Raw genomic sequence first — 20,852 nt, 5'->3', positions numbered from 1 at the left:
CCTTCATCATGGGCGATGCCACGTCCCCCGGCACTGGAGACCTCCAATGGTAGATACCTCGAAGAATGCGAAACTTCCAAAGGCAGCCAATTCGATCGAACTCGACACCGGGCCCAAGGCCACGTCCCTGTTCGTGAGCGGTCACTTCCCCAGGCGCCGGGCGCTCGTCGTCGGGCTCAGCGCGCTGGCCGGGTTCCTGCTGACGGTCATCTGGTCCGCGGAGTTCGTCGACGGCGTCATCGGTGACAACGTGGCCAACACGCTGCTCGGCCACGACGCCAAGGAGACGCCCATCGCCGGGATCGCGGCGGGCATCGCGTTCGCTCTGGTCTCCGGGATCGCCGGGACGTTCACCGCCTGCAACATCGCGGCGTTCGGCGCGCTGGCTCCTCTGGTCGGCGGCGCGCACTCGATTCGCGCCCGGATCGCGCACATGCTCAAGCCGCTCGGCTGGATGTCGGCCGGGATGCTCGTGGTGTCAGGCGTGTACGGGGTGATCGTCGCACTGGTCGGCACGAGCATGCCCCAGTTCTCCACGGCGCCGAGCGTCGCGGGTCAGCTGTCCGCCCGCACCGTGCAGACCATGGTCATTTATGGTCTGATCGGACTCGTCATGATCTATCTGGGGCTGGCCGCCGCAGGCGTCGTCAAGGACCCGCTGGCGCGGATCTCGGCCCGCTTCCCGAACGCCCCGATGATTCTCATGGGCGCGCTCATCGGCGCGTTCCTGATCGGCCGTCCGTTCCCGCTGTTCCGGCAGATGTTCCGGGACGCGGCCGAGAGCGGCAACATCCTGTACGGAGCCGCGGCCTTCATGCTGCAGTCCATCGGCAACATCGCGGTCATCACGATCCTCTTCGTCGTGTTCGGCCTGATGATGGGCGGCCGGGTGCAGCGGTGGATCAGTGCCAAGCCGAGCCGGTCCGCGGTCATCATCGCCGCCGGGTTCATCGTGGCCGGCGTGTTCATGGTGCTCTACTGGGACGTTCGCGTCCTCGCCCGCCGGGAGATCATCCCCTGGTACCCGATGGCGCCCTGGGCATGACACCGGCCGGTCATACGGCACCGAGCGCTATCGGGGGAGCGCGTCGCCGGGGCGGACCAGTCCGGTCTCGTAGGCGATGATGACCAACTGGGCGCGGTCACGGACGCCGAGTTTGGTCATCGCCCGGTTGACGTGGGTCTTCGCGGTCAGCGGAGAAACGTACAGCCGGGCCGCGATCTCGTCGTTGGACAGTCCGACGGCCACGAGCCCGAGGACTTCCCGCTCGCGATCGGTCAGGACCTCCAGCGCCGGTCGCGCGGAGCGCTCCGCGGGCGGTTCGGGCTCGTTGAGGAAGCGGGTGATGAGGGTGCGGGTGGCGCCCGGCGACAGCAACGCCTCTCCGGCCGCGACGGTCCGGATGGCGTCGAGGAGCGCGCCGGGGTCCACGCCCTTGTTCAGGAATCCGCTGGCGCCCGCGCGCAGCGCCCGCAGCACGTTCTCGTCCATCTCGAAGGTGGTGAGGATGAGGACGCGTACCCCGGCGAGGGAGTCGTCAGCGGTGATTTGACGGGTGGCCTCCAGACCGTCCGTCCCCGGCATCCGGATGTCCATCAGCACGACGTCGGCACGGGTGCCGCGGACCAGGTCCACGGCCTCCTGTCCGTTCCCTGCCTCACCGACGACCTCCAGATCGTCCGCCGACTCGATCAAGGCTCGGAACCCTGCCCGGATGAGGGCCTGGTCGTCGGCCAGCACCACCCGAATCGTCATGGCTGTTCTCCAGGTCGGCTCGGCGCCGGCACGAAGGCGTGCACGGCGAAGGTGTCCGACGGTCGCGGACCGGCCCGTAGCGTTCCGCCGACCGCGGCGGCGCGCTCCCGCATGCCGATCAACCCATGTCCGGTGCCGACCCCGGCGCCGGACTCCGCTGCGTGGGCCGGGTTGGTCACCTCGATGGTCAGACCGTCGTCGGTGTAGGTGAGGCGCAGGTCCGCGATCTCGCCGGTGCCATGCTTGTGGGCGTTGGTGAGCGACTCCTGGATGATCCGGTACGCGGCCAGGTCGGCCGCCGCGGGCAGCACCCGCACCGGTCCGACGTGCCGGCAGCGCACCTGGAGCCCGACGGCCCCGACGGTGTCCAGCAACGCGGGCAAGGCGGTCAGGCCGGGGACCGGCTCGGTGGTCTTCTCCGGGTCGCCATCTTGGCGCAGCACGCTGAGGACGGTGCCGAGCTCCGCGACCGCGGTGTTGGCGGCCTTCCGGACGTGCTCCAGCGCCGCGGCGGCCTGCTCCGGCCGGCTCTGCATCAGGTGGCCGGCCACCCCCGCCTGCACGCTGATCAGCGCGAGGTTGTGCGCCACGACGTCGTGCAACTCCCGCGCGATGCGGAGCCGTTCCTCGATCACCCGCCGGCGGGCCTCCTCCTCGCGGGAGTCCTCGGCCCGGCGCGCCCGTTCCTCCACCTCCGCCAGGTACGCCCGCCGGGTGCGGATGGCGTCGCCCACCGCCACGGCCATCCCCACCGCGGCCAGGACGGCGATGTTGCCCCGATCCCACCAGGCGGTCCCAGGCAATGCCGGACCCGGCCACATCATGCCCGCCCCGTACAGCAGCACCGCCGCCGAGGCCCCGGCCGTCCACGCGAACCGCCGGGTGCTGACCGTGGCCAGCGTGTACGCCCCGATCACCGCCGCGGGGATCCCCGCCGCCCGCGGCTCACCGAGCACCATGCTCGCCATGGACGTCGCCACCGCCAGACCGAGCACCGCCAGCGGCCATCGCCGCCGCACAGCGATCAGCACGAACGTGACGGCCGCCATCACGACGTCCAGAGTGCTCAGCTCACGGGCGAAAAAAGGGCGCGCGCCGATCGAGAGCAGATACCCCGCCGCGATGAACGCGGCGAGGCCCAGGTCGACGGCCTGCCGATGCCGGGCCGCCAGACGCACGACACAAAACAGCGACATATCCGAAACCGCCATGAATAGAGACGTTATGCGACCTCCCGCCCAGGTCGCGTCGTCCAGTGGCGGTAGGTGGCCCACCGCTCCGGCTACCACGGTCATGGTATGCGGCCAGCGGCTGGTCAGTGGCTGATGCGTGCCCGGGCCCGGAGCAAGGCGGCCACGATCGCCTCCTCACGCTCGGGGCTGAGGCGGACGACGGGGACGGAGCAGCTGAGCGCCTCGTTGGGGGTGGTCCCGAAGTCGAGCGCGACGGCGAAGCAGCGCAGGCCGATGGTCGACTCCTGCTCGTCGACGGCGTGGCCGCGGCGCCGGATCTCCTCGAACTCGGCGCGTAGCGCCGCCCGGTCGGTGATCGTATAGGCGGTGCGCGGCTCCAGGGTCTCCGGCAGGAGCTCGTCCACCTCCTCCCAGGGCCGGTGGGCGAGGATCGCCTTGCCGAGCCCGGTCGCCCAGGACGGCAGGCGCCGGCCGGGCCGGGAGACGACGGCGAGGGAATGCCGGGAGATGTTGGTGGCCAGGTAGACGACCTCGGCGCCGTCGAGACGGGCCAGGTGCACGGTCTCGCCGAGATCGTTGTTCAGTTCGTTCATCATCGGCTGTGCCCGCTGGACCACGTCGTCCCGCTCGACGTACGCGGCCCCGGCACGGAGCGCGCGGATGCCGATCTGGTAACGGCCGGCGCCGTCGGTCTCGACCCAGCCCGTGTTCACCAGCGTCGTGAGCAGCGCATAACCGCTGGCCCGAGGCAGGCCCAAGGTGGTGGCCACCTCGCGTAGCGAGCAGGCCCGCGTGGCGGAGCTCAGGTATTCGAGCACCGCGATGGTCCGCTCGGCCGATTTGACGCTGCGGACGCCGCCACCGGTCTCGGCGGGCGGCGCGGGTAGGTCCGGGGCGTGTTGCGTCATCAACCACCTCTTGACGTTTACCGAAACACCATCTTAATGTCTCGGCTACAAATATAGATACAGTCTCCATATGTAGACAAGAGGTTGCCGTTGATGTCTCCCACCGCTTCGCGAGTCGTCGCCGCCCTGTCCGGTGTCCTCGCCTTCCCCGTCACTCCGTTCACGGAATCGGGGGACGTGGATCTGTCCCGTTTCAGGGCGCACCTCACCGACGTGCTCGCCGCCAAGCCCGGCGCGATCTTCGTCGCCTGCGGGACCGGGGAGATGGCGTCGCTGACGGCAACCGAGCACCAGACGGTGGTCAGGGCCGCCGTCGAGCGCGTCGCCGGAGCGGTCCCCGTGCTCGCCGGCGTCGGTGGAGGCACCCGGACGACCGCGGAGTTCGCCAGGGCCGCGCAGGCGGCAGGAGCCGACGGGCTGCTGGCGCTCCCGCCGTACCTGCAGGTCGGCCCGTCGGCCGGGCTCGTGTCGCACTACCGTGAGGTGGCCGCCGCCACGGATCTGGACGTGATCCTCTACCAGCGCGGCACGGCGATCTTCTCCCCTGAGGCGGTGGCCGAGCTCGCCGAGGTGGACAACATCGTCGCGCTGAAGGACGGGCACGGCGACATGGAGCTGCTGCAGCTCATTCGGACCGCCACCGGCGGACGGCTCCCGCTGTTGAACGGCATGCCGACCGCCGAGGTCTTCGCCCGCTCCTACGCCGGCCTCGGCGCCCGCGCCTACTCTTCGGCGGTGCTGGCCTTCGTCCCGGAGGTCGCCGTCGCGTTCTTCCAGGCGTTCGAGAACGACGACGACGCGACCCAGGAACTCCTGCTGCGCGAGTTCTACGCCCCACTCGCGGAGCTGCGCCAGACGACCCCCGGCTACGCCGTCTCCCTCGTCAAGGCCGGGCTGGACATCCGCGGCCGCTCCGCCGGCCCCGTCCGCGCGCCGCTGGCGGAGGTCACCCCGGAGCACCGCGAGCAGCTCGCCCGCATCATCGAGCGCGGCCTGGCCGCTCTCAACGTGACGCCTGTCGCATAGCACCTGGCCTGCCCGGCACCGGGACCAGGCGATTTCGGAGGAACCATGATCACCAATACCCCCCGCCGCCGCCAGGCGGCCTCCGCCCTCTTGGCGCTCACCGCCATGCTGTCAGCAGGCGCCTGCTCGGTCGCGAACAGCGGCCCGGAAGCCTCGTCCGGGGCCGTGAACACCGTCCGCATCGTGCTGCCCGAGGAGCCGCCGACGCTGGAGCCGTGCGACGCCTCCCTCACCGCGACCGGGCGCGTCACCCGGGCCAACATCACCGAGGCGCTCACGGAGCGCGACCCCGGAACCGGTCAGCTCCAACCGGCGCTGGCCACGGAGTGGAAGCAGGACTCGCCGACCGAGTGGACCTTCACCCTCCGCAAGGGCGTGAAGTTCCACGACGGCACCGCGTTCGACGCCAAGGCGGCCGCCTTCTCCATCGACCGCACGGTCGGCTCCAAGATCGACTGCAACGTGGACGGCTACGTCTTCGGCGGCGTCGAGCTCACGGCGACGGCCGTGGACGAGACGACCCTCAAGGTGAAGTCGGCCAAGCCGGATCCGATCCTGCCGCTGCGGCTGTCCTTCGTCGAGATCGTGCCGACCACCACGAGCACGACCGGCAAGGTCCGCGAGCCCGTCGGCACCGGCCCGTACAAGATCGCCAAGTGGGACGCCGGCCGCAGCCTGCGCTTGGAACGGTTCACCGGGTACTGGGGGAAGGCGCCGGACTTCGCCGCGGCGGAATACGTCTGGCGCGGCGAGGGCAGCATCCGCGCGGCCATGATCAAGAGCGACGAGGCGGACGTCGCCATCGGCCTCGCCCCTGAGGACGGCGCCGGCGACGCCGCCGTCGAGTTCCCCAACAACGAGACCTCCTACCTGCGCATCGACGCCGCCAAGCCGCCGCTCGACGACCTCCGCGTGCGCCAGGCGATCAACTACGCCATCGACAAGGACGGGCTCATCGCCTCCGTCTTCGCCGGGCTCGGCAAGCCGGCGGGCCAGCTCGTCCCTGAAGGCGTGACCGGTCACAGCTCCGCCGTCCAGCCCTGGCCGTACGACATGGCGCAGGCCAAGAAGCTGATCGCGGAAGCCAAGGCGGCCGGCGTCCCCACGGACACCCCCATCAAGATCATTGGACGGAACGGGATCTACCCCAAGGCCGCCGAGGCGATGGAGGTCGTGCAGAACTCGCTGATCGAGGCGGGGCTGTCGGTGAAGATCGAAATGCTCGACGTGAACGCCTGGCTGGAGTACCTGCTGGCCCCGTTCCCCAAGAACGTCGGCCCCACCTTGCTGCAGGCCCAGCACGGCAACCAGGCCGGTGACGCGGCCTTCACGATGGGCCAGATCTACGGCAGCAAGGGCGCGCAGAGCAGCTTCGGCACCAAGGAACTCGACGACCTGATCGCCGCCGCCGAGGAGGCCTCGGGTGACGAACGCCAGGCGGCGTTCGCCAAGGCGCTGGAGTACCAGAACAAGGACGTCGTACGGGACGCGGTCATGGCGCACATGACGGGCATCCTCGCTCTGTCCAAGAAGGTCACGTACAAGCCCAACGCCGCCACGAACGACGAGATGCGCCTCGCCGAGATGCACCCGGCCGGCTGAGAGGAGTAGGAGTGCTGACCTTCCTGCGGCGTCGCATCACCTCCAGTGCGATCCCGCTGGTCGTCGTGGTCCTCGGGGTGTTCTGCCTGGCGCGGCTCACCGGCGACCCGGCGAATCTCTACCTGCCTCTCAGCGCCACTCCGGAGATGCGGGCCGAGTTCGCCGCCCGGCACGGGTTCGACCAGCCGTTGCTCGTCCAATTCGGTGACTACCTGGCCCAGGTCGTCCAGCTGGACTTCGGCGAGTCGCTGCGGACCGCCGAACCCGCCGCCGCGGCCGTGTTGCGGGCGTTCCCGGCGACGCTGCAGCTGGCCGGCGCCACCATGATCCTCGCGATCCTCGGCGCTGTCGTCGTCGGGAGCTGGGCGGCCTACCGCCCGAACTCCCTGGCCGACCGGGTCGCCAGCTTCACCTCGACCACCGCGGCGAGCATGCCGGACTTCTGGTTCGCCATCATGGGCGTGCTGGTCTTCGCCGTGGCCCTCGGCTGGCTGCCCACCTCGGGTACGGAGGGCGCGGCGGCGTGGGTGCTGCCGGTGGTCACCCTGCTGATCCGGCCGTTCGGCGTGCTCGTACAGGTGGTGCGCGGGGCGATGGTCACCGCGCTGTCCGCCCCTTACATCAAGGTCGCCCGGAGCAAGGGCGCGGGGGAGCTGCGGGTGGTCTTCGGCCACGCGCTGCGCAACGCCGCGCCGCCGGCGCTCACCGTGGCGGGCGACCTCACGGTCGGGCTGGTCAACGGGGCCGTGGTCGTCGAGACGATCTTCGGCTGGCCGGGCATCGGCAAGCTGATGATCACCTCGATCCTGCAGCGCGACTTCGCGGTGCTGCAGGCCGCCGTCCTGGTGACGGCGATCACCATCTTCGCGCTCAACATCGTCATCGACGCCTGTTACGCGCTCCTGGACTCCCGGGTCCGTCAGGGGGTGACGGCATGACCTCGACTCAGGCCATCCGGCGAACCACCTGGTGGCAGTTGCTGCTGCGGGACCGGTTCGCCTGCCTGGCGGTGGTGATCCTGCTGGTCGTGGCACTCTCCGCCATCGTGGGGCCGATACTGCTCGGCGATCTGGCCGTGAAGCAGAACCTGCGAGCGGCCAACCGGCCGCCGTTCAGCTTCGACGACGGCTGGGCGTTCGCGCTCGGCAGCGACTCGCTCGGGCGCAGCCTGCTGGCCAGGCTCGTCGTGGCGAGCCGCACGACGCTCTCCGTCGCGATCCCGGCCGTCGTGGTCTCCCTCGTCATCGGGTCGATCTGGGGAATGTGGGCGGGCTATCACCGAGGCTGGCGGGAGAACGTCTCCATGCGGATCGCCGACGTCATCCTCAGCTTCCCCTCGCTGCTGCTGGCCGTGGTCGTGCTGTACGTCTTCTCCCCCAGTGCCGGGAACATCATCCTGGTCCTGGCGATCGCGCGGATCCCGATCTACCTGCGAGCCGCGCGGGCGGAGTCGGCCGAGTTGCAGAGCCGCCTTTTCGTCGACGCGGCACGCACGTTCGGCACCAAGAGCTGGGCGATCATCGGCCGGCACGTGGCGCCGACCGTGCTGCCCACCCTGTTCACCGTCGCGACCCTGGACTTCTGTTTCGTGATGCTGACCGAATCGTCACTGAGCTTCCTGGGCATCGGCATCCAGCCCCCGGACATGAGCTGGGGCCTGATGGTCGCGCAAGGGCGGCAGGTGCTGCAGAGCGCCTGGTGGATCGCCGTCTTCCCGGGGCTCGCCATCGTGGTGACCACCGTGTCGGCGACCATCCTCGCGTCCTGGGCGCGCCTGGCCATGGACCCCGGCCAGCGGTGGCGGCTCACCCTGCCCCGTTCCCGCCGCGGCAAGAAGGAGGTGCGGTCATGAGCGAGTCCCCGGCGCTCGAAGTGGATCAGCTGGCGGTCGACATCCGGACCCCCTCGGGGACGGTGCGCGCCGTACGCGAGGTCAGCTTCTCCGTCCACTCCGGTGAGACGCTGGCGCTCCTCGGCGAGTCGGGCTGCGGCAAGAGCATGACGGCGCAGGCCATCGTCGGCCTCCTCGACCCGGTGGCGCACGTGGCCGGCGGCGCCGTACGCCTGGACGGGACCGACATCCTCACCCTGTCACCGTCGCAGCGCCGGCGGCTGGCCGGTCCTGGCCTGTCCATCGTGTTCCAGGACGCGCTCACCGCGCTGAACCCCGTCCAGACGGTCGGCGCCCAGCTCGCCGAGCCGTTCCGGATCCACGAGCGCCTGTCGCGCCGCGCGGCGCGGCAGCGGGCCATCGAGCTGATGGAACGGGTCGGCATCCCCGAGCCGGCCGCCCGCGTCGGCGCCTATCCCCACCAGTTCTCCGGCGGCATGCGGCAGCGGCTGCTCATCGCGCTGGCGGTGGCCCTGCACCCCAAGGTGCTGCTCGCCGACGAGCCCACCACCGCCCTCGACGTCACCGTGCAGGCCCAGATCATGGAGCTGCTGCGGGAGCTGCGCACCGAGCAGCAGACGGCGCTGATCCTGATCACCCACGACCTCGCGGTCGTGGCCGAGCAGGCCGATCACGTGGCCGTCATGTACGCGGGCAGCATCGTCGAGACCGGCCGGGTGTCGGACGTGTTCGCCCGGCCCCGCCACCCGTACACCCGCGGGCTGCTCGACTCGGTGCCGGCCGAAGTGGCGCGCGGCACCAACCTCAAGTCCATCCCGGGCAGCCCGCCCGATCTGCACTCGGTGCCCTCGGGCTGCGCCTTCCGCGCACGCTGCCCGATCGCCCGCGACGTGTGCGCGGAGCAGCGCCCGGTCCTCGTCGAGTCCGGACCGGGACGCCTGTCCGCGTGTCACCACTGGAGGGAGCTGACCGATGACTGAGCCGGCCACGCCGACGCTCGCCACGCAGGAGGCCGCGGTGCCCCTGCTGGACGTGGCAGGGGTGAGCAAGACCTTCCACGTGGCCGGCCGCGGTCGCCTGCGCGCGCTGGACGGAGTCGACCTGCGGCTGGCGCAGGGGGAGACGCTGGGCCTGGTGGGGGAGTCCGGTTGCGGCAAGTCCACCCTCGCCCGGGTGCTGCTCATGCTGGAGCGCCCGGACCAGGGCCACGTCAGGTTCGAGGGCACGGACCCGTTCGCCCTGCGCGGCAAGGAGCTGCTCAGGTGGCGCCGCCGGGTCCAGATGGTGTTCCAGGACCCGTTCGCGTCACTGAACGCCCGGTTGTGCGCCGAGGACATCGTCTCCGAGCCGTGGCGTACGCACCGTGACCTGGTGCCGGCGAAGGAGCGCGGCAAGCGGGTGGCCGAGCTCCTCGAGATGGTGGGGCTGCGGGCGAGCGACGCCCGCCGGTACCCCCAGGAGTTCTCCGGCGGTCAGCGCCAGCGGCTGGGCATCGCCCGCGCGCTCGCCCTCGAACCGGACGTCATCGTGTGCGACGAGCCCGTCTCCGCGCTCGACCTGTCGGTCCAGGCGCAGGTGCTCAACCTGCTCACCGACCTGCAGGCCAGGCTGGGCGTGTCGTACGTGTTCATCTCCCACGACCTGTCCGTCGTCCGGCACGTCGCCGACCGCGTCTCGGTCATGTACCTCGGCAAGATCGTCGAAACGGGCCCGACGAAGCAGGTGTTCGACCACCCGCGCCATCCCTACACCGCCGCGCTGATGTCCGCGGCGCCGGTGCTCGACGTCACCCCGGGAGCGCGGCGCGAACGGATCCTGCTCAAGGGCGAGGTGCCCTCGCCGCTCGACCCGCCGTCGGGGTGCCGGTTCCGCACCCGCTGCTGGCAGGCTCAGGACGTCTGCGCCCAGGAGGTGCCGCCTCTGGAGCCGTCCGGTGACGAGCCCCTGCACGCGGCCGCCTGCCACTTCCCGCTCCAGGAGGCCGTTGGCAGGTGAGGCGATGCTCCGAGGCCGTGTTCGAGGTCACTGGCCGACCGCTCGCTTGTACAGCCGGGTGGCCGGCGGCACGAACACGACCAGGAGCAGGACCGACCACGTGCCAGGGGAAAGCGGTATTTGAGTAGCCCCATGCTCATGTGGGACGGTCATCGCGTCGCGCACGCTGTGCACATGAAGCCAACGGAAAAAAGGACCACGCGCAAGATCGGCAAGATGGCGAGCGTGACCGCGGCCACGGCAGCCGTGATCATGGGCCTGTCTCTCGCCACCGCGGGCACCGCCCAGGCACAGACGCCCAAGGTCTTCACCTGGAAATACGACATGAGGACCGGCGACTGCACGATGTTCGCCGGCGCGAAATGGACGCTGTACCCGGACGGCACCGCGGAATTCGTCGCCACGGTCACCAGCGGCGCCAACAACGACGCCTGGTTGATGTGGGCGCGCCTCATGAACTCCAACGGCGCCGTGATGGGCGCACTGGCCAACGCCGACATCCAGGACCCGACCGACCGGGCCAAGTTCGTCAAGAACCTGCCCAGCCGGCGGTATCAATACGAGTGGACCGCCTCCGGCGAGTTCAACTACCGCAAGTTCTCCTCCATCAAGCGCATATCGCTGAGCAAGCACTGCTGAGCCGGCGGCCTCCCGCACCGAGCAGCAGGACGCCCGCTTCCGTCCAGATGGGGGCGGGCGTCCGGCCGTGGGTTCGGGGGCGGTCACCGTTTTGATTTGAGGTTGGTGCCAGGCGCCTGGTAGCGTCTGGCCTCATGTTGGTCAGTCGATTTTGGCGTTATGTGCAGGCTCCGGATGGGGCCGAGGGTCACATGCGCTGACTGATTGATCATCCGGAGCCACAAAGCAGAGACGATCCCGTCTCTGCTTTTCGTCGTTTGGCGGGCGGCTCCGGATAACTGGGCGTGGGCCGTACCGCCGTCTAACACAAAGGACACGAGCCCATGACCACGACCAGCGACCTGCGCATCACCTCGTTCGAAGCCCTGCCGACACCAACCGAGCTGCGTACGGAACAACCGCTTGGGGAGGAACGCGCGGCCCTGGTGGCCGCGAGCCGCCGCGCCGTACGCGATGTCCTCGCCGGTGATGACGATCGGCTGCTGCTCATCATCGGCCCGTGCTCGGTTCACGACCCGGAGGCGGCGCTCGACTACGCCCGCCGTCTCGCCGAGGCGACCCGCGACCACGGCGACGCCTTGTGTGTGGTGATGCGCGTCTACTTCGAGAAGCCGCGTACGACCATCGGCTGGAAAGGGCTGATCAACGACCCCGACATCGACGGCGGCCATGACGTGCGACGGGGGCTGCGCATGGCCCGTACCGTGCTCCTCGACGTGCTGAGCACGGGCCTGCCGGTCGGCTGCGAGTTCTTGGAGCCCACCAGCCCGCAGTACATCGCCGACGCCGTCACCTGGGGCGCGATCGGCGCGCGCACGCCGGAGAGCCAGGTCCACCGCCAGCTGACCTCGGGTCTGTCCATGCCGGTCGGGTTCAAGAACGCCACGGACGGCGACGTACAGGTCGCGATCGACGGCGTGCTCGCCTCCTCCCACCCGCAGGTCTTCTTCGGCATCGACGACGAAGGCCGCGCTTCGGTGGTCACCACGACGGGTAACCCGGACTGCCACATAATTCTGCGCGGCGGTCGCCGCGGCCCGAACTACGACCCGGACTCCGTCCGCGACGCCCTCGCCCTGCTGCGCAAGGCGCAGCGCCCGGAGCGGCTGATCGTGGATGCCAGCCACGGCAACAGCGGCAAGGACCATGTACGGCAGGCGGCGGTGACCCGGGAGGTGGCCGCTCGCATCGCCGAGGGTGACACCGGGATCGCCGGGCTCATGGTGGAGAGCTTCCTCGTGCCGGGCCGGCAGGAGCCTGCCCCCCGGGAGAGCCTGACCTACGGGCAGAGCATCACCGACGCCTGCGTCGGCTGGGACGAGACGGAAAGCTTGCTCGGCGTCCTGGCGGAGGCCGTGCGTTCCCGGCGGAAGAACCAAAGGTAAGCCGGTCGCTGGGACTTAAGAGACGCGTCCCCGGTTGACCGACCGGGGACTGAACGCCGGTTCGGAGGAGGTCGTGGTGCAGCATGGCAGGTAGGTCCGTACGGGCCGAGCAGGTCAGCGCCACCCGGGCGCAGATTCTGACGGCGGCCGAGCGGCTGTTCGCCGAGCACGGTGTGTTCGCCGTGTCCAACCGGCAGGTCAGCGAGGCCGCCGGGCAGGGCAACAACGCCGCGGTCGGCTACCACTTCGGCACGAAAACGGACCTGATTCGCGCGATCATGCGTAAACACGCCGAGCAGGTCGAGCGGCTCAGCGAAGAGATGCTGGCCGAGACCGGCGATTCGGACGAGATCCGGGACTGGGTGTCCTGCCTGGTACGCCCGCTCACCGACCACCTGGACGCCATGGGCAACCCCACCTGGTACGCCCGGTTCACCGCCCAGGTGATGACCGATCCGGCACTGCGCGGCATCGTGGTCGAGGAAACCCTTACCTCGCCCACGCTCCTGCGGATCGTCGACGGGCTCAACCGATGCCGCCCCGAGCTGCCGGCCGAAGTCCGGGCCGAGCGCGACGACATGGCACGTCAGCTGATCATCCACATGTGCGCCGAACGCGAACGCGCTCTCGCCGACGGCATCCCCACCCCGCGCGCCAACTGGCACGATGCCGCGACCGGACTGATCGACGCGATCGTCGCACTGTGGCTGGCACCCGCCAACGGATGAGAGAGGAGGCGGGCCAGATCCCCGTCCGGCCGTCCAGCCGCACGCCCGCGTGACTCAGTGTGCTGAGGGGCATGCTCAGCGCAGGGGAGTTCGGCCGGGGGGCTGCTGGGGTGGGTTGGGTTGGATCGGCAGGTTGACGGCGTGCCGCGCCGCATCCGGCTCGCGGGGTGCGGCCGGTGGACGGCGCGGCACACGCTGTTCGGGGTGATGCTGGCCGCGGCGATCGTGCTGCGGGCGGTCGCCGCCGCGGGCTATCCCTCGATGCTGTGGACCGGCGACTCGGTCGTCTACGTCCGGGCGGCGTTGACGCTGACGCCCGCGGCACACCACCCCGGCGGATATCCCATCCTGTTGTGGCTGCTGCGGCCGTTCCACGGCTTCACCGCCGTGGTGGCCGCGCAGGCGGTGCTGGGCCTCCTGACCGGGGCCATGGTGTACGCGCTGGTGTGGCGGACGGCCCGCGCCCGGTGGCCGCGCCGGTGGTGGCTGCCTCAGGTGCTGGGCTGCGCGGTGGCGGCACCGGTGCTGTTCGATGGCGACCGCCTCCAACTGGAGCATCTGCTGGTCGCCGACGAGCTGTTCGGGTTCCTGGTGATGGCGGCGGTGACCGCGCTGCTGTGGCGGCGGCCCGTGACCCTGTGGACGGCCGGGCTCGCCGCGTTCCTGGTGGGGTGCGCGGCGGTGACCCGGGCGGCCGGCCTTCCGCTGATCCTGATCATCCTGGCCGGGATCGCGGGAGGCGGTGCCCCGTCGGTGCCCTGGCGCAGGCGGGGAGCGGGGATCATCGTGGCGGTCGTGGCGTTCCTGGCGCCGGTCACCGCGTACGTGATGTGGTTCCACAGTCACTACGGCGAGTTCGGTTTCAACCGGCATGGCGCGGTCTGGCTGTACGGGCGGACCGCCGCCTTCGCCGACTGCGCGCGCATCAAGCCCGGCCCCGACCTCGTCGTGCTGTGCCCCAAGTGGCCGCCGAGCGATCGGCGGGTCGCCTCGCCGGTGTACGCGGCCATGTTCTCCAAGGACTCGCCGTTCCGCCGCGTCGGCGGCATCTACGGGCCGCGCTCCAACGACCTGGCCCGCCGGTTCGCCACGGCCGCGATCAAGGCTCAGCCGGCCGACTATCTGCGCGTGGTCGTCCGCGACACCCTGCGCGCGTTCGCGCCCGGCCACCCTCCGTACCCCACCACCTGGACCGCGGCCAAATACCGCTTCCCCAAACGTGCCCGTGGAGCGCTCAACACCGCCGCCGCCGTCGGCCGGACCCGGCTGGCCGCCGCCTATGGGGGCGACACCGGTCGTACCCGCGTCGTGCCGCCCTACGCCCGCTGGGTCCGCGCCTACCAGGCCCGCTGCTATCTGCCCGGCCCCGCCCTGGGCGCGCTGATGGTCGCCGGGGCGATCGGCATCGCGGCCGGCGCCGTGGCCGCGATCCGGCGGCGTCGCGGGCAGGGACGACATGGAGCCTCGCCGGTGCCGTGGCTCATGGCCCTCGCGTTGCTGGTGATCCCGGCCGCGACCGCCGACTACGACCCTCGCTATGTGCTGCCCGCGATACCCCTGGCCTGCCTGGCCGCCGGCCTGGCGATCATCCCCCGCGCCCCCGAGCCGGAGGCGGGTGACGCCGGTACGCGAAAGCGCCCGGCCTGATGTCGAGCCGCGGTGGCGCAGACAGTAATGGAGTAGCCTCCGGACTCGACGAGTATTTCCTTACGGCCGTACACAAGGACGACATGGCCTTCAACCACAACGACCACTACCACCGCGCGATGCTGCGCCGGGTCCCCGCGGGCTGCAAGACCGCCCTGGACGTCGGCTGCGGCACCGGCCGATTCGCGCACCGGCTCGCGGCTCGCGGGATCGAGGTCGACGCGGTCGACCCGGCCGCCGAGGTGATCGAAGCCGCCGTCGCGGCCTCCGGCGGCGCGGGTCCGCGCTTCCTCCACGCCGACATCACGCGGATGGAGCTGCGTGCCGGCCACTACGACTACATCTCCTGCCTGGCGAGCATCCACCACGTGCCGTTCGGCACCGTCGCCGCGCTGCGTGACGCGCTGGCGCCCGGGGGAGTCCTGGCGATTCTCGGCTGCTACCCGGAGCGGACGCCCATGGACTACGCGTGGAGCCTGGCTGCCGTGCCGGTCAACGCCCTCGCCCGCCTCGCCACCGCGGGGACGTCCGCGGATGCCGTCGAAGCACCGGTCAAGCCGCCCCAGCTCGCGTTGCCGGAGGTCCGGCGGGAGGCGGACGTCCTGCTGCCCGGATCCACCATCCGCAGGCTGCTGTTCTGGCGCTACCTGCTGGTCTACCGTAAGCGCTGATGAACCTCCTTCTCGTACGCCTCCGCGAAGCCGGATTCGACGCCGTGTCCACGGAGCCGGCCACCGGCGGCGTCGTCGCCACGGCCGCCATGGTGACCCTGCGCGACGGCTCCCGCGTGTTCGCCAAGACCCTGCGCGCCGCGGGGACCGGCCTTTTCGAGATCGAGGCGGAGGGGCTGCGCACGCTCCGCGACCTCGGCGGCGTCACCACCCCCGAGGTGCTGGCGGTGACGGCCGACCTGCTCGTGCTGGAGCCGCTGTGCCCGCGCCGCGACGACGACGAGCGGTTCTGGGAGGACCTCGCCCGCGGCGTGGCAGCCCTGCACGCGGCCACGGCGAGCGACCGCTTCGGCTGGCACCGGGACGGCTGGCTCGGCCGCCTGCGCCAGGACAACACCTGGGACACCGACGGGCACGCCTTCTTCGCCCAGCGCCGGATCCTGCGCTGGCTCACCGAGCCGCTGGTGGAGGCAGCCTTCGACGGCGAGGAGCGGCGAGCGCTCGAACGCCTTTGCGCCGCACTGCCCGAGCTCATGCCGCCCCAGCCGCCCGTGCTGACGCACGGCGACCTGTGGCGCGAGAACATCCTCGCCGACCGGGCCGGCGGCCCCGCACTGATCGATCCCGCCGTCTCCTACAGCTGGGCCGAGGCCGACCTCAGCATGCTCTATTACTCGCCGCGCCCGCCCGCCGCCGACCGCTTCTTCGCCGCGTACGCCGAAGCCGCGCCCCTGGCCCCCGGCTGGCGGGATCGCATGCGGGTGTTCCATCTGCGGGAGCTGCTGAGTGACATCGCCCACAACGATGACGGCTGGGGCGCGGCCGCGGCCGTACGCGAGATCATCGCGCCTTTCCGCAAGTCCTAGTGGTACTTGTACAGCGTCTCTGATCAGCTTAGCGATCCCATGTCAGGCGTTGTGTCTGGCATGGGTGGTGCCCACCGTGGCGCGGTGGCGTGGGCGTGCAGGTGGAAGCCTGCGCCTAATGCTGCCCCGCGTGGCCGGTGCCGTTGGGTGGGTGTGCTGATCGTCGTCCCGTCCTGGTGCCGGTGGGCTGCGCGGGGCAGCCTCATCCGGTCCGTTGCCCGCCCGCCACCAAGACCCGCCGGACGGACCGGTCCAAGACCGGGCCCACCCGGCGCCGTCGCCTGGTTCTTGGCCGGGACGGTCACCACCGCGATGCCTGCCTCGGCGGCCAGATGCCGGATACGGACGGCGATCTGGCCGCGCACCTGCTGCGACAGCCGGGTGTTCAGGGTGCGGCCCATCCCACGGGCTTCCAGCGAGCGCAGGTCCTCCAGATAGATCACCGTGGCCTTGGCGGCGATGGCTTGATCGACCACCCAGCGGCCGGCCGCACAGGCCAGGGCATCGTTGAGGTTCGTGCGGCGCTCGCAGATGTGCCGGATCTCCTCGCTCAGCAGCGCCTGCTTGCCTGGCAGGGCCGGATGGGGTGCTCGTCCGTCGAGCAGGTGCTGGTAGTGGCCGGTCTTGGCGTGCAGCTGCTCGCCCAGACGACGCAGCCGGTGCTGTTTGGCCAGCACGCCGGCGGCGCGGAACTGGGCGCCGGCGCCGAGGGTGGTGATCCGGCCGTCGCCGTGCAGGCGCACCGCGCCGGCCGACAGCAGGGTGCTCAGCCCCCAGTCCACGCCCAGCGCGACAGTGTGGCCGGCGCGCCGGGCCGCGGGGACGGGATGGGTGAAGGCCAGATCGGCGCGCACGCTCCCGCCGTGGACGCGCAGGGTGGGCAGGTGCAGCACCGCATCGGCCGGGACGGTGGGGGGCAGGGGGATCGGGCAGGCCACCCACCTCCAGTCGGCATAGGAGCGTGGGTCGGGGCGGGTGGGCAGTTGCAGCCGCAACAATGCCCGCTGCGGGTCGTTCTCGCTGCGCTGGATGGTGGCCTGCTGCCGGTCGCAGGCGGCCAGCAGCAGCATCCGCGTCGCGCTCGGCGCGTTCTCCAGCTCGAACACATCGGCCGGCAGCCGCCCCTTGTCCCGCAGGAAGGTGGCGATCTGCCGGGTGCGCGCCTTGATCACAGCGGACGGAAGGTCTCGCCCGCCGGGAATCGCAGCACGCACGGCATCCCACTCCCCGGCCGTACGCTTGCCCGGGTCGGCAGGCCAGGTGGCCAGCACCGCGGCGGCGAGCTCGGCCCGCCAGTGCGCCGAGCGCAGCAGCCGTCCGGCCTGCTCCTGAGCCATGCGCACGATCCGGTCGTTGACCGTGATGCCCTCGGGCGCGCCGCCCGTCCAGCCCAGCCGCCTCAACGCCATCCACGCGCTCGACGGCAGCCCGCGCCCGCCCGTATCCACCCCAGAAGCCAGCAGAGCGACATCGGCCATGGTCCAATGCGCGCCCAGCAAACTGGCCGTCATCCCGCAGACCAGCTCGGCACACCAGCCGGCCCGCTCGGCCAGCACCGCCGCGGACACCACCTCACCCGTCTGCTCCTCCACCCCACCGCGCAGCAACACCCGGGCACACGCCATCCGGGCACTCTGACCTGCGGCCAGCGTCAGCCCTCGCCTCACCGGCAACCCCCGCTCTCGCGGCATCGGCCGCCCCCGGCGGGCACGCGACAGCGAGCATCGGCCGACATCGCCGCCAGACCCCTGGCAGGCTTCACCTGCGCGAGCCCTGGGTGCGCAGGCGGTGCGCCCGCCCGGCGCGGTGCCGGATCAACAGCCAACCGGCGCGCCCGCACGACCTGCACCCCCAACCACCTCCAGGCCATCACTCTCAGCGACCGAAAGATTACCAGCCTTCGGCCCTGCCGGGTAGAACGTATGAGCGATGCATGAACGCTTCCAGGACTCACCGACCCCCATACCTCCTCAGCCCTTGCAGCCGAAGAACTGCCGCTGTCACCAAGCCACTACGATCCTTGAGGATCCCTAATGAAGCCGTGAGCCTGGTGGCAATCCGGCGGTCGTCGTCGAACACCGAGGCCCGGTACATACTGATGGCCAGATCGCCGTGCTCGGCCTTGCCGCAGGTGCCCACCCCGGCGAGCTGGTGGATCTCGAATCGGGCGGACGGGTCGCCGGCCACGAAGTATTCGGCGCGGGCCTGATATTTTGATATTCGTCGGCGCTGGTGTCGCAGGCGAAGATGTACGTGGTGCGCCCGCCGAAGCACGTCAGGGCGGCGCCCTTGGTGGAGGTGCAGACCTTAGCGCGGGCGCGGGCGGCGGCCGGGGTGACCCGTGTTTCCCGCTTCACCGGATATGTTTGTCGGCGTTCACGAGCCGTTCACGGCTCGTGTCTTCGAGGTCAGGGTGGCCAGCAGGAGGAGGAGCGCGCTCTGGGCCAGCATGCCGGGCGCGAGCGGCGGCGCCTGACCGACCGACTTGGTGAGCGCGGACCACCATTGGGACAGCATGGAAAGCGTGTCCCAGTTCGGGTCGAACGCACCCGCGCTGTAGTTGACCGACACATGCATGTAGACGCCGAACGCCGCCGTGAGCAGCACGACCAGCGCCAGCCAGCGGACCGCGGCGACCGCCCGGGGGGAGTCGCCCAGGGCGAGGATCGCCAGCGCGATGCCGAGGAACGCCAGCGCCGCCCAGGGGACCAGCTGCGCGGGGCCACCCCAGTGGCGTTCGGCGGCGAGCTCGAAGGCGGCGCCTCCGATGCCGATCGCGACCAGACCCAAGAGGCCGGTGCGCAGCGTGATGGGGCTTGCTTGGGCAAGCCGGCGGCGTTGCGCCGGCCTCTCCGAGGTTGAGGTCATATCCGGAACCTTCTCCGCGCAGCCTCAGAGAATTCTGTGCGGAATCTGAAGATCTGGTGAGAGTCGGCTCAGACTTCCGGCCGCCGGCGCCCCAGAACCCCCTCGAACACCTGCGCAAGCTCGGCGGCGTCCTCCCCGGCGTGATGCGTGTGCGGCACTCCTTCGAGCCCCAGCTCGTGCTTGATGGCCCCCTTGCGCGACTCGGCCCACTCGCAGCCGGTCAGCCCCATCCAATAGCTGCGCAGGTCGACCCCGGAACCGGTCGCCCCGAACGGGCTCTTGCCGGTGAACCGCAGGAAATACCAGTGCACGAACATCCCGTCCCACACGGCGGGCGCGGCCAGGAACACGGGCCGCCCGATCCTGCGCAGCCCGTTGACCCACCGGGCGGCGGCCGCCATCGCCTCCTCCGGCGCGGGGGCCTCGCGGAGCAGCCGGTCGCGGTCGAGGCCGGAGACGGCCAGCGCCGCGGGCACGTATTCGTCCGAGATCGGCCGCAGCTCCGTGTAGAACGTCAGCTCCGCCCGCCCGGCCACGGCCATGCCAAGGGAGATCATGCTGTACGGGCCGGGAATGGGCCCGTCCGCCTCCACGTCGACGGCGACGTACAGCTCGGGAAGTCGGGACACGGCCCACAAGAATAGCTGCACGACATCTGCACGACATCCGCACACCGGCCTGCTGGACCGGCCGGGGCCGGGCGGGGTGTGCTCGAAGGGCGTCCAATTCCGCCATGGAGGTCCCGTGCGAGCATCGATCCGTCTGCTCCTCACCCTCAGCCCGCCGGCATATCCGCCCATCCGGACCGTGGCGCGGTGAAGGAGATGCCGGCGATGGGAGGCTGGATCGACGAGCCGATCGTGGATCCCGCCATTCCGAAGCGCGACCGCTCGCGGCTGATGGGCGCGGCCTCGCCGTTGCTCGGCCGCCCGGACCAGGAGCCGCCGCGCTGGGTGCGCTGGCTCTTCGGCGCCGGCGCGGCCGTCACCGGCGGGGGCGGGGCGCTGTTCGCCGCGGCCGCCTTCCACACCGACCACGAGTCCGCCGGGCTCGCGGCCATGATGGTCTTCCTCATCACGGTGCTCTTCGTCGGTGTCGCCCGGCCCAGCGCGGGGCGGCTGGCCCGACGGTACGCCGGCCGCTACGTCCTCCCGGCGGAGCTGGACCCGGCCGGGCTGGACCTGCTGGCCAGGGCGCGGCAGGCCATCGAGGACGTGACCGGCTCCCGGGTGCACCGGCTCGGCCTCCTGGACGGCATCGCCAACGACGTCGTGCTCCCCGAGGTGCTGTGGGACATCGCCGACCTGCTGCGTACTCAGACGGCCCTGCGAGCCGAGCAGGCAGAGGCGCTGGCCGAGGTCATGACACCGGAGCTCGCCGCCGTGCTGGGGCCCCAAAGAGAGGCGCTCGGCCGGTCGGCGGCGGCCGTCGCGGGGCGAGTGCGGGAGCTGGAGGCGTACGCGCACCGCGTACGGGCCGCGGATTCGGCGCTGCGCGCCTGCGATCTGCAGCGCAGCAACGACACCTATCGGGACCTGCTGGCCAGGACCGGCGACACCGAGGGACTGCGGCAGCTGATCGACCAGGCCGACATGCTGACCGGCAGCCTGCGCGAGGCCATCGCCGCGAGCGACGGCTTCGCAGACCCGTCACCGTCGGGTGGCCGTGGCACCGTACGCCTGGAGTGATCGGTACGGTCCCGCCGTACCGATCACC

The 20,852-nt window shown here is 70.9% G+C and carries 20 protein-coding genes; 14 read left to right on the top strand and 6 right to left on the bottom strand.

The window, feature by feature from the left end; translation table 11 throughout:
• Nucleotides 1-133 precede the first annotated feature (133 nt).
• The gene (locus ACTMTI_RS37830; RefSeq protein WP_441125510.1) at nucleotides 134-1,045 is read left to right on the top strand and encodes a hypothetical protein; all 912 of its coding nucleotides are present in this window, start codon (nucleotides 134-136) and stop codon (nucleotides 1,043-1,045) included.
• A 27-nt stretch (nucleotides 1,046-1,072) separates the two neighbouring features.
• Here the strand turns inward: ACTMTI_RS37830 and ACTMTI_RS37825 are convergent, their stop codons facing one another.
• The 3 genes from ACTMTI_RS37825 to ACTMTI_RS37815 all read right to left on the bottom strand — a co-directional run bounded on the left by ACTMTI_RS37825 (nucleotide 1,073) and on the right by ACTMTI_RS37815 (nucleotide 3,857).
• Entirely contained in the window at nucleotides 1,073-1,756 is a 684-nt protein-coding gene (locus tag ACTMTI_RS37825) for a response regulator (protein WP_441125509.1), read from the bottom strand.
• The gene (locus ACTMTI_RS37820) at nucleotides 1,753-2,967 is read right to left on the bottom strand and encodes a sensor histidine kinase (protein WP_441125508.1); all 1,215 of its coding nucleotides are present in this window, start codon (nucleotides 2,965-2,967) and stop codon (nucleotides 1,753-1,755) included. Before ACTMTI_RS37820 ends, ACTMTI_RS37825 begins: the two co-directional genes overlap by 4 nt.
• A 104-nt stretch (nucleotides 2,968-3,071) precedes the next feature.
• Nucleotides 3,072-3,857 (bottom strand): IclR family transcriptional regulator, encoded by a 786-nt coding sequence (locus ACTMTI_RS37815; protein ID WP_441125507.1) that lies wholly within the window; start codon nucleotides 3,855-3,857, stop codon nucleotides 3,072-3,074.
• A gap of 93 nt (nucleotides 3,858-3,950) precedes the next feature.
• Here ACTMTI_RS37815 and ACTMTI_RS37810 point away from each other — a divergent pair, with 93 nt between their 5' ends.
• The 12 genes from ACTMTI_RS37810 to ACTMTI_RS37755 all read left to right on the top strand — a co-directional run bounded on the left by ACTMTI_RS37810 (nucleotide 3,951) and on the right by ACTMTI_RS37755 (nucleotide 16,268).
• Nucleotides 3,951-4,883 (top strand): 5-dehydro-4-deoxyglucarate dehydratase, encoded by a 933-nt coding sequence (locus tag ACTMTI_RS37810; RefSeq protein ID WP_441125505.1) that lies wholly within the window; start codon nucleotides 3,951-3,953, stop codon nucleotides 4,881-4,883.
• Nucleotides 4,884-4,928: 45 nt separating this feature from the next.
• Complete coding sequence (locus ACTMTI_RS37805) at nucleotides 4,929-6,485, top strand: ABC transporter substrate-binding protein (protein ID WP_441125504.1); 1,557 nt, start codon at nucleotides 4,929-4,931, stop codon at nucleotides 6,483-6,485.
• An 11-nt stretch (nucleotides 6,486-6,496) separates the two neighbouring features.
• The gene (locus ACTMTI_RS37800; RefSeq protein ID WP_441125503.1) at nucleotides 6,497-7,423 is read left to right on the top strand and encodes an ABC transporter permease; all 927 of its coding nucleotides are present in this window, start codon (nucleotides 6,497-6,499) and stop codon (nucleotides 7,421-7,423) included.
• Entirely contained in the window at nucleotides 7,420-8,337 is a 918-nt protein-coding gene (locus ACTMTI_RS37795; RefSeq protein ID WP_441125502.1) for an ABC transporter permease, read from the top strand. The genes ACTMTI_RS37800 and ACTMTI_RS37795 overlap by 4 nt, the downstream gene beginning before the upstream one ends.
• A complete protein-coding gene (locus ACTMTI_RS37790) occupies nucleotides 8,334-9,317 on the top strand; it encodes an ABC transporter ATP-binding protein (protein WP_441125501.1) in 984 nt (327 codons plus the stop codon). The genes ACTMTI_RS37795 and ACTMTI_RS37790 overlap by 4 nt, the downstream gene beginning before the upstream one ends.
• Nucleotides 9,310-10,332 carry an ABC transporter ATP-binding protein gene (locus ACTMTI_RS37785; protein WP_441125499.1) on the top strand — a complete coding sequence of 341 codons (1,023 nt, stop codon included), beginning with the start codon at nucleotides 9,310-9,312 and terminating at the stop codon, nucleotides 10,330-10,332. The genes ACTMTI_RS37790 and ACTMTI_RS37785 overlap by 8 nt, the downstream gene beginning before the upstream one ends.
• A 174-nt stretch (nucleotides 10,333-10,506) precedes the next feature.
• On the top strand, nucleotides 10,507-10,971 hold the full coding sequence (locus tag ACTMTI_RS37780; RefSeq protein ID WP_441125498.1) for a DUF6294 family protein: 465 nt from the start codon (nucleotides 10,507-10,509) through the stop codon (nucleotides 10,969-10,971).
• Between the two features lie 323 nt (nucleotides 10,972-11,294).
• Nucleotides 11,295-12,356 carry a 3-deoxy-7-phosphoheptulonate synthase gene (locus tag ACTMTI_RS37775; protein WP_441125497.1) on the top strand — a complete coding sequence of 354 codons (1,062 nt, stop codon included), beginning with the start codon at nucleotides 11,295-11,297 and terminating at the stop codon, nucleotides 12,354-12,356.
• Nucleotides 12,357-12,439: 83 nt separating this feature from the next.
• Nucleotides 12,440-13,084: a TetR/AcrR family transcriptional regulator gene (locus ACTMTI_RS37770; protein ID WP_441125496.1), complete on the top strand. Its 645-nt coding sequence runs from the start codon at nucleotides 12,440-12,442 to the stop codon at nucleotides 13,082-13,084.
• 120 nt (nucleotides 13,085-13,204) lie between these two features.
• Nucleotides 13,205-14,731: a hypothetical protein gene (locus tag ACTMTI_RS37765; protein WP_441125494.1), complete on the top strand. Its 1,527-nt coding sequence runs from the start codon at nucleotides 13,205-13,207 to the stop codon at nucleotides 14,729-14,731.
• 83 nt (nucleotides 14,732-14,814) lie between these two features.
• Nucleotides 14,815-15,402: a methyltransferase domain-containing protein gene (locus ACTMTI_RS37760; protein WP_441125493.1), complete on the top strand. Its 588-nt coding sequence runs from the start codon at nucleotides 14,815-14,817 to the stop codon at nucleotides 15,400-15,402.
• Nucleotides 15,402-16,268, top strand: a complete 867-nt coding sequence (locus tag ACTMTI_RS37755; RefSeq protein ID WP_441125492.1) for a fructosamine kinase family protein — start codon at nucleotides 15,402-15,404, stop codon at nucleotides 16,266-16,268. Before ACTMTI_RS37760 ends, ACTMTI_RS37755 begins: the two co-directional genes overlap by 1 nt.
• A 23-nt stretch (nucleotides 16,269-16,291) precedes the next feature.
• Here the strand turns inward: ACTMTI_RS37755 and ACTMTI_RS37750 are convergent, their stop codons facing one another.
• From ACTMTI_RS37750 to ACTMTI_RS37740, 3 genes are all read right to left on the bottom strand, one after another.
• Nucleotides 16,292-17,893, bottom strand: coding sequence for a zinc ribbon domain-containing protein (locus ACTMTI_RS37750; RefSeq protein WP_441125491.1), 1,602 nt, complete (start codon nucleotides 17,891-17,893; stop codon nucleotides 16,292-16,294).
• A 751-nt stretch (nucleotides 17,894-18,644) separates the two neighbouring features.
• Nucleotides 18,645-19,136: a hypothetical protein gene (locus tag ACTMTI_RS37745; protein ID WP_441125490.1), complete on the bottom strand. Its 492-nt coding sequence runs from the start codon at nucleotides 19,134-19,136 to the stop codon at nucleotides 18,645-18,647.
• A gap of 68 nt (nucleotides 19,137-19,204) precedes the next feature.
• Nucleotides 19,205-19,765 (bottom strand): exonuclease, encoded by a 561-nt coding sequence (locus tag ACTMTI_RS37740; RefSeq protein ID WP_441125489.1) that lies wholly within the window; start codon nucleotides 19,763-19,765, stop codon nucleotides 19,205-19,207.
• A gap of 204 nt (nucleotides 19,766-19,969) precedes the next feature.
• Between ACTMTI_RS37740 and ACTMTI_RS37735 the strand changes: the two genes are divergently transcribed.
• Nucleotides 19,970-20,824, top strand: a complete 855-nt coding sequence (locus ACTMTI_RS37735; RefSeq protein ID WP_441125488.1) for a hypothetical protein — start codon at nucleotides 19,970-19,972, stop codon at nucleotides 20,822-20,824.
• The last annotated feature ends 28 nt before the right edge of the window (nucleotides 20,825-20,852 follow it).

The sequence above is a fragment of the Nonomuraea sp. H19 genome (assembly GCF_052068215.1).
Classification (GTDB): domain Bacteria; phylum Actinomycetota; class Actinomycetes; order Streptosporangiales; family Streptosporangiaceae; genus Nonomuraea.
The sequence above is the reverse complement of the archived record's forward strand: the minus strand, read 5'-3'. Positions and strand labels throughout refer to the sequence as shown.

Bases quoted from the DNA above. Each gene is read 5' to 3' on its own strand.
- ACTMTI_RS37825 (WP_441125509.1), bottom strand. From the start codon at position 1,756: ATGACGATTCGGGTGGTGCTGGCCGACGACCAGGCCCTCATCCGGGCA.
- ACTMTI_RS37820 (WP_441125508.1), bottom strand. From the start codon at position 2,967: ATGGCGGTTTCGGATATGTCGCTGTTTTGTGTCGTGCGTCTGGCGGCC.
- ACTMTI_RS37815 (WP_441125507.1), bottom strand. From the start codon at position 3,857: ATGACGCAACACGCCCCGGACCTACCCGCGCCGCCCGCCGAGACCGGT.
- ACTMTI_RS37810 (WP_441125505.1), top strand. From the start codon at position 3,951: ATGTCTCCCACCGCTTCGCGAGTCGTCGCCGCCCTGTCCGGTGTCCTC.
- ACTMTI_RS37805 (WP_441125504.1), top strand. From the start codon at position 4,929: ATGATCACCAATACCCCCCGCCGCCGCCAGGCGGCCTCCGCCCTCTTG.
- ACTMTI_RS37795 (WP_441125502.1), top strand. From the start codon at position 7,420: ATGACCTCGACTCAGGCCATCCGGCGAACCACCTGGTGGCAGTTGCTG.
- ACTMTI_RS37790 (WP_441125501.1), top strand. From the start codon at position 8,334: ATGAGCGAGTCCCCGGCGCTCGAAGTGGATCAGCTGGCGGTCGACATC.
- ACTMTI_RS37785 (WP_441125499.1), top strand. From the start codon at position 9,310: ATGACTGAGCCGGCCACGCCGACGCTCGCCACGCAGGAGGCCGCGGTG.
- ACTMTI_RS37780 (WP_441125498.1), top strand. From the start codon at position 10,507: ATGAAGCCAACGGAAAAAAGGACCACGCGCAAGATCGGCAAGATGGCG.
- ACTMTI_RS37775 (WP_441125497.1), top strand. From the start codon at position 11,295: ATGACCACGACCAGCGACCTGCGCATCACCTCGTTCGAAGCCCTGCCG.
- ACTMTI_RS37770 (WP_441125496.1), top strand. From the start codon at position 12,440: ATGGCAGGTAGGTCCGTACGGGCCGAGCAGGTCAGCGCCACCCGGGCG.
- ACTMTI_RS37760 (WP_441125493.1), top strand. From the start codon at position 14,815: ATGGCCTTCAACCACAACGACCACTACCACCGCGCGATGCTGCGCCGG.
- ACTMTI_RS37755 (WP_441125492.1), top strand. From the start codon at position 15,402: ATGAACCTCCTTCTCGTACGCCTCCGCGAAGCCGGATTCGACGCCGTG.
- ACTMTI_RS37750 (WP_441125491.1), bottom strand. From the start codon at position 17,893: ATGGCGTGTGCCCGGGTGTTGCTGCGCGGTGGGGTGGAGGAGCAGACG.
- ACTMTI_RS37745 (WP_441125490.1), bottom strand. From the start codon at position 19,136: ATGACCTCAACCTCGGAGAGGCCGGCGCAACGCCGCCGGCTTGCCCAA.
- ACTMTI_RS37735 (WP_441125488.1), top strand. From the start codon at position 19,970: ATGGGAGGCTGGATCGACGAGCCGATCGTGGATCCCGCCATTCCGAAG.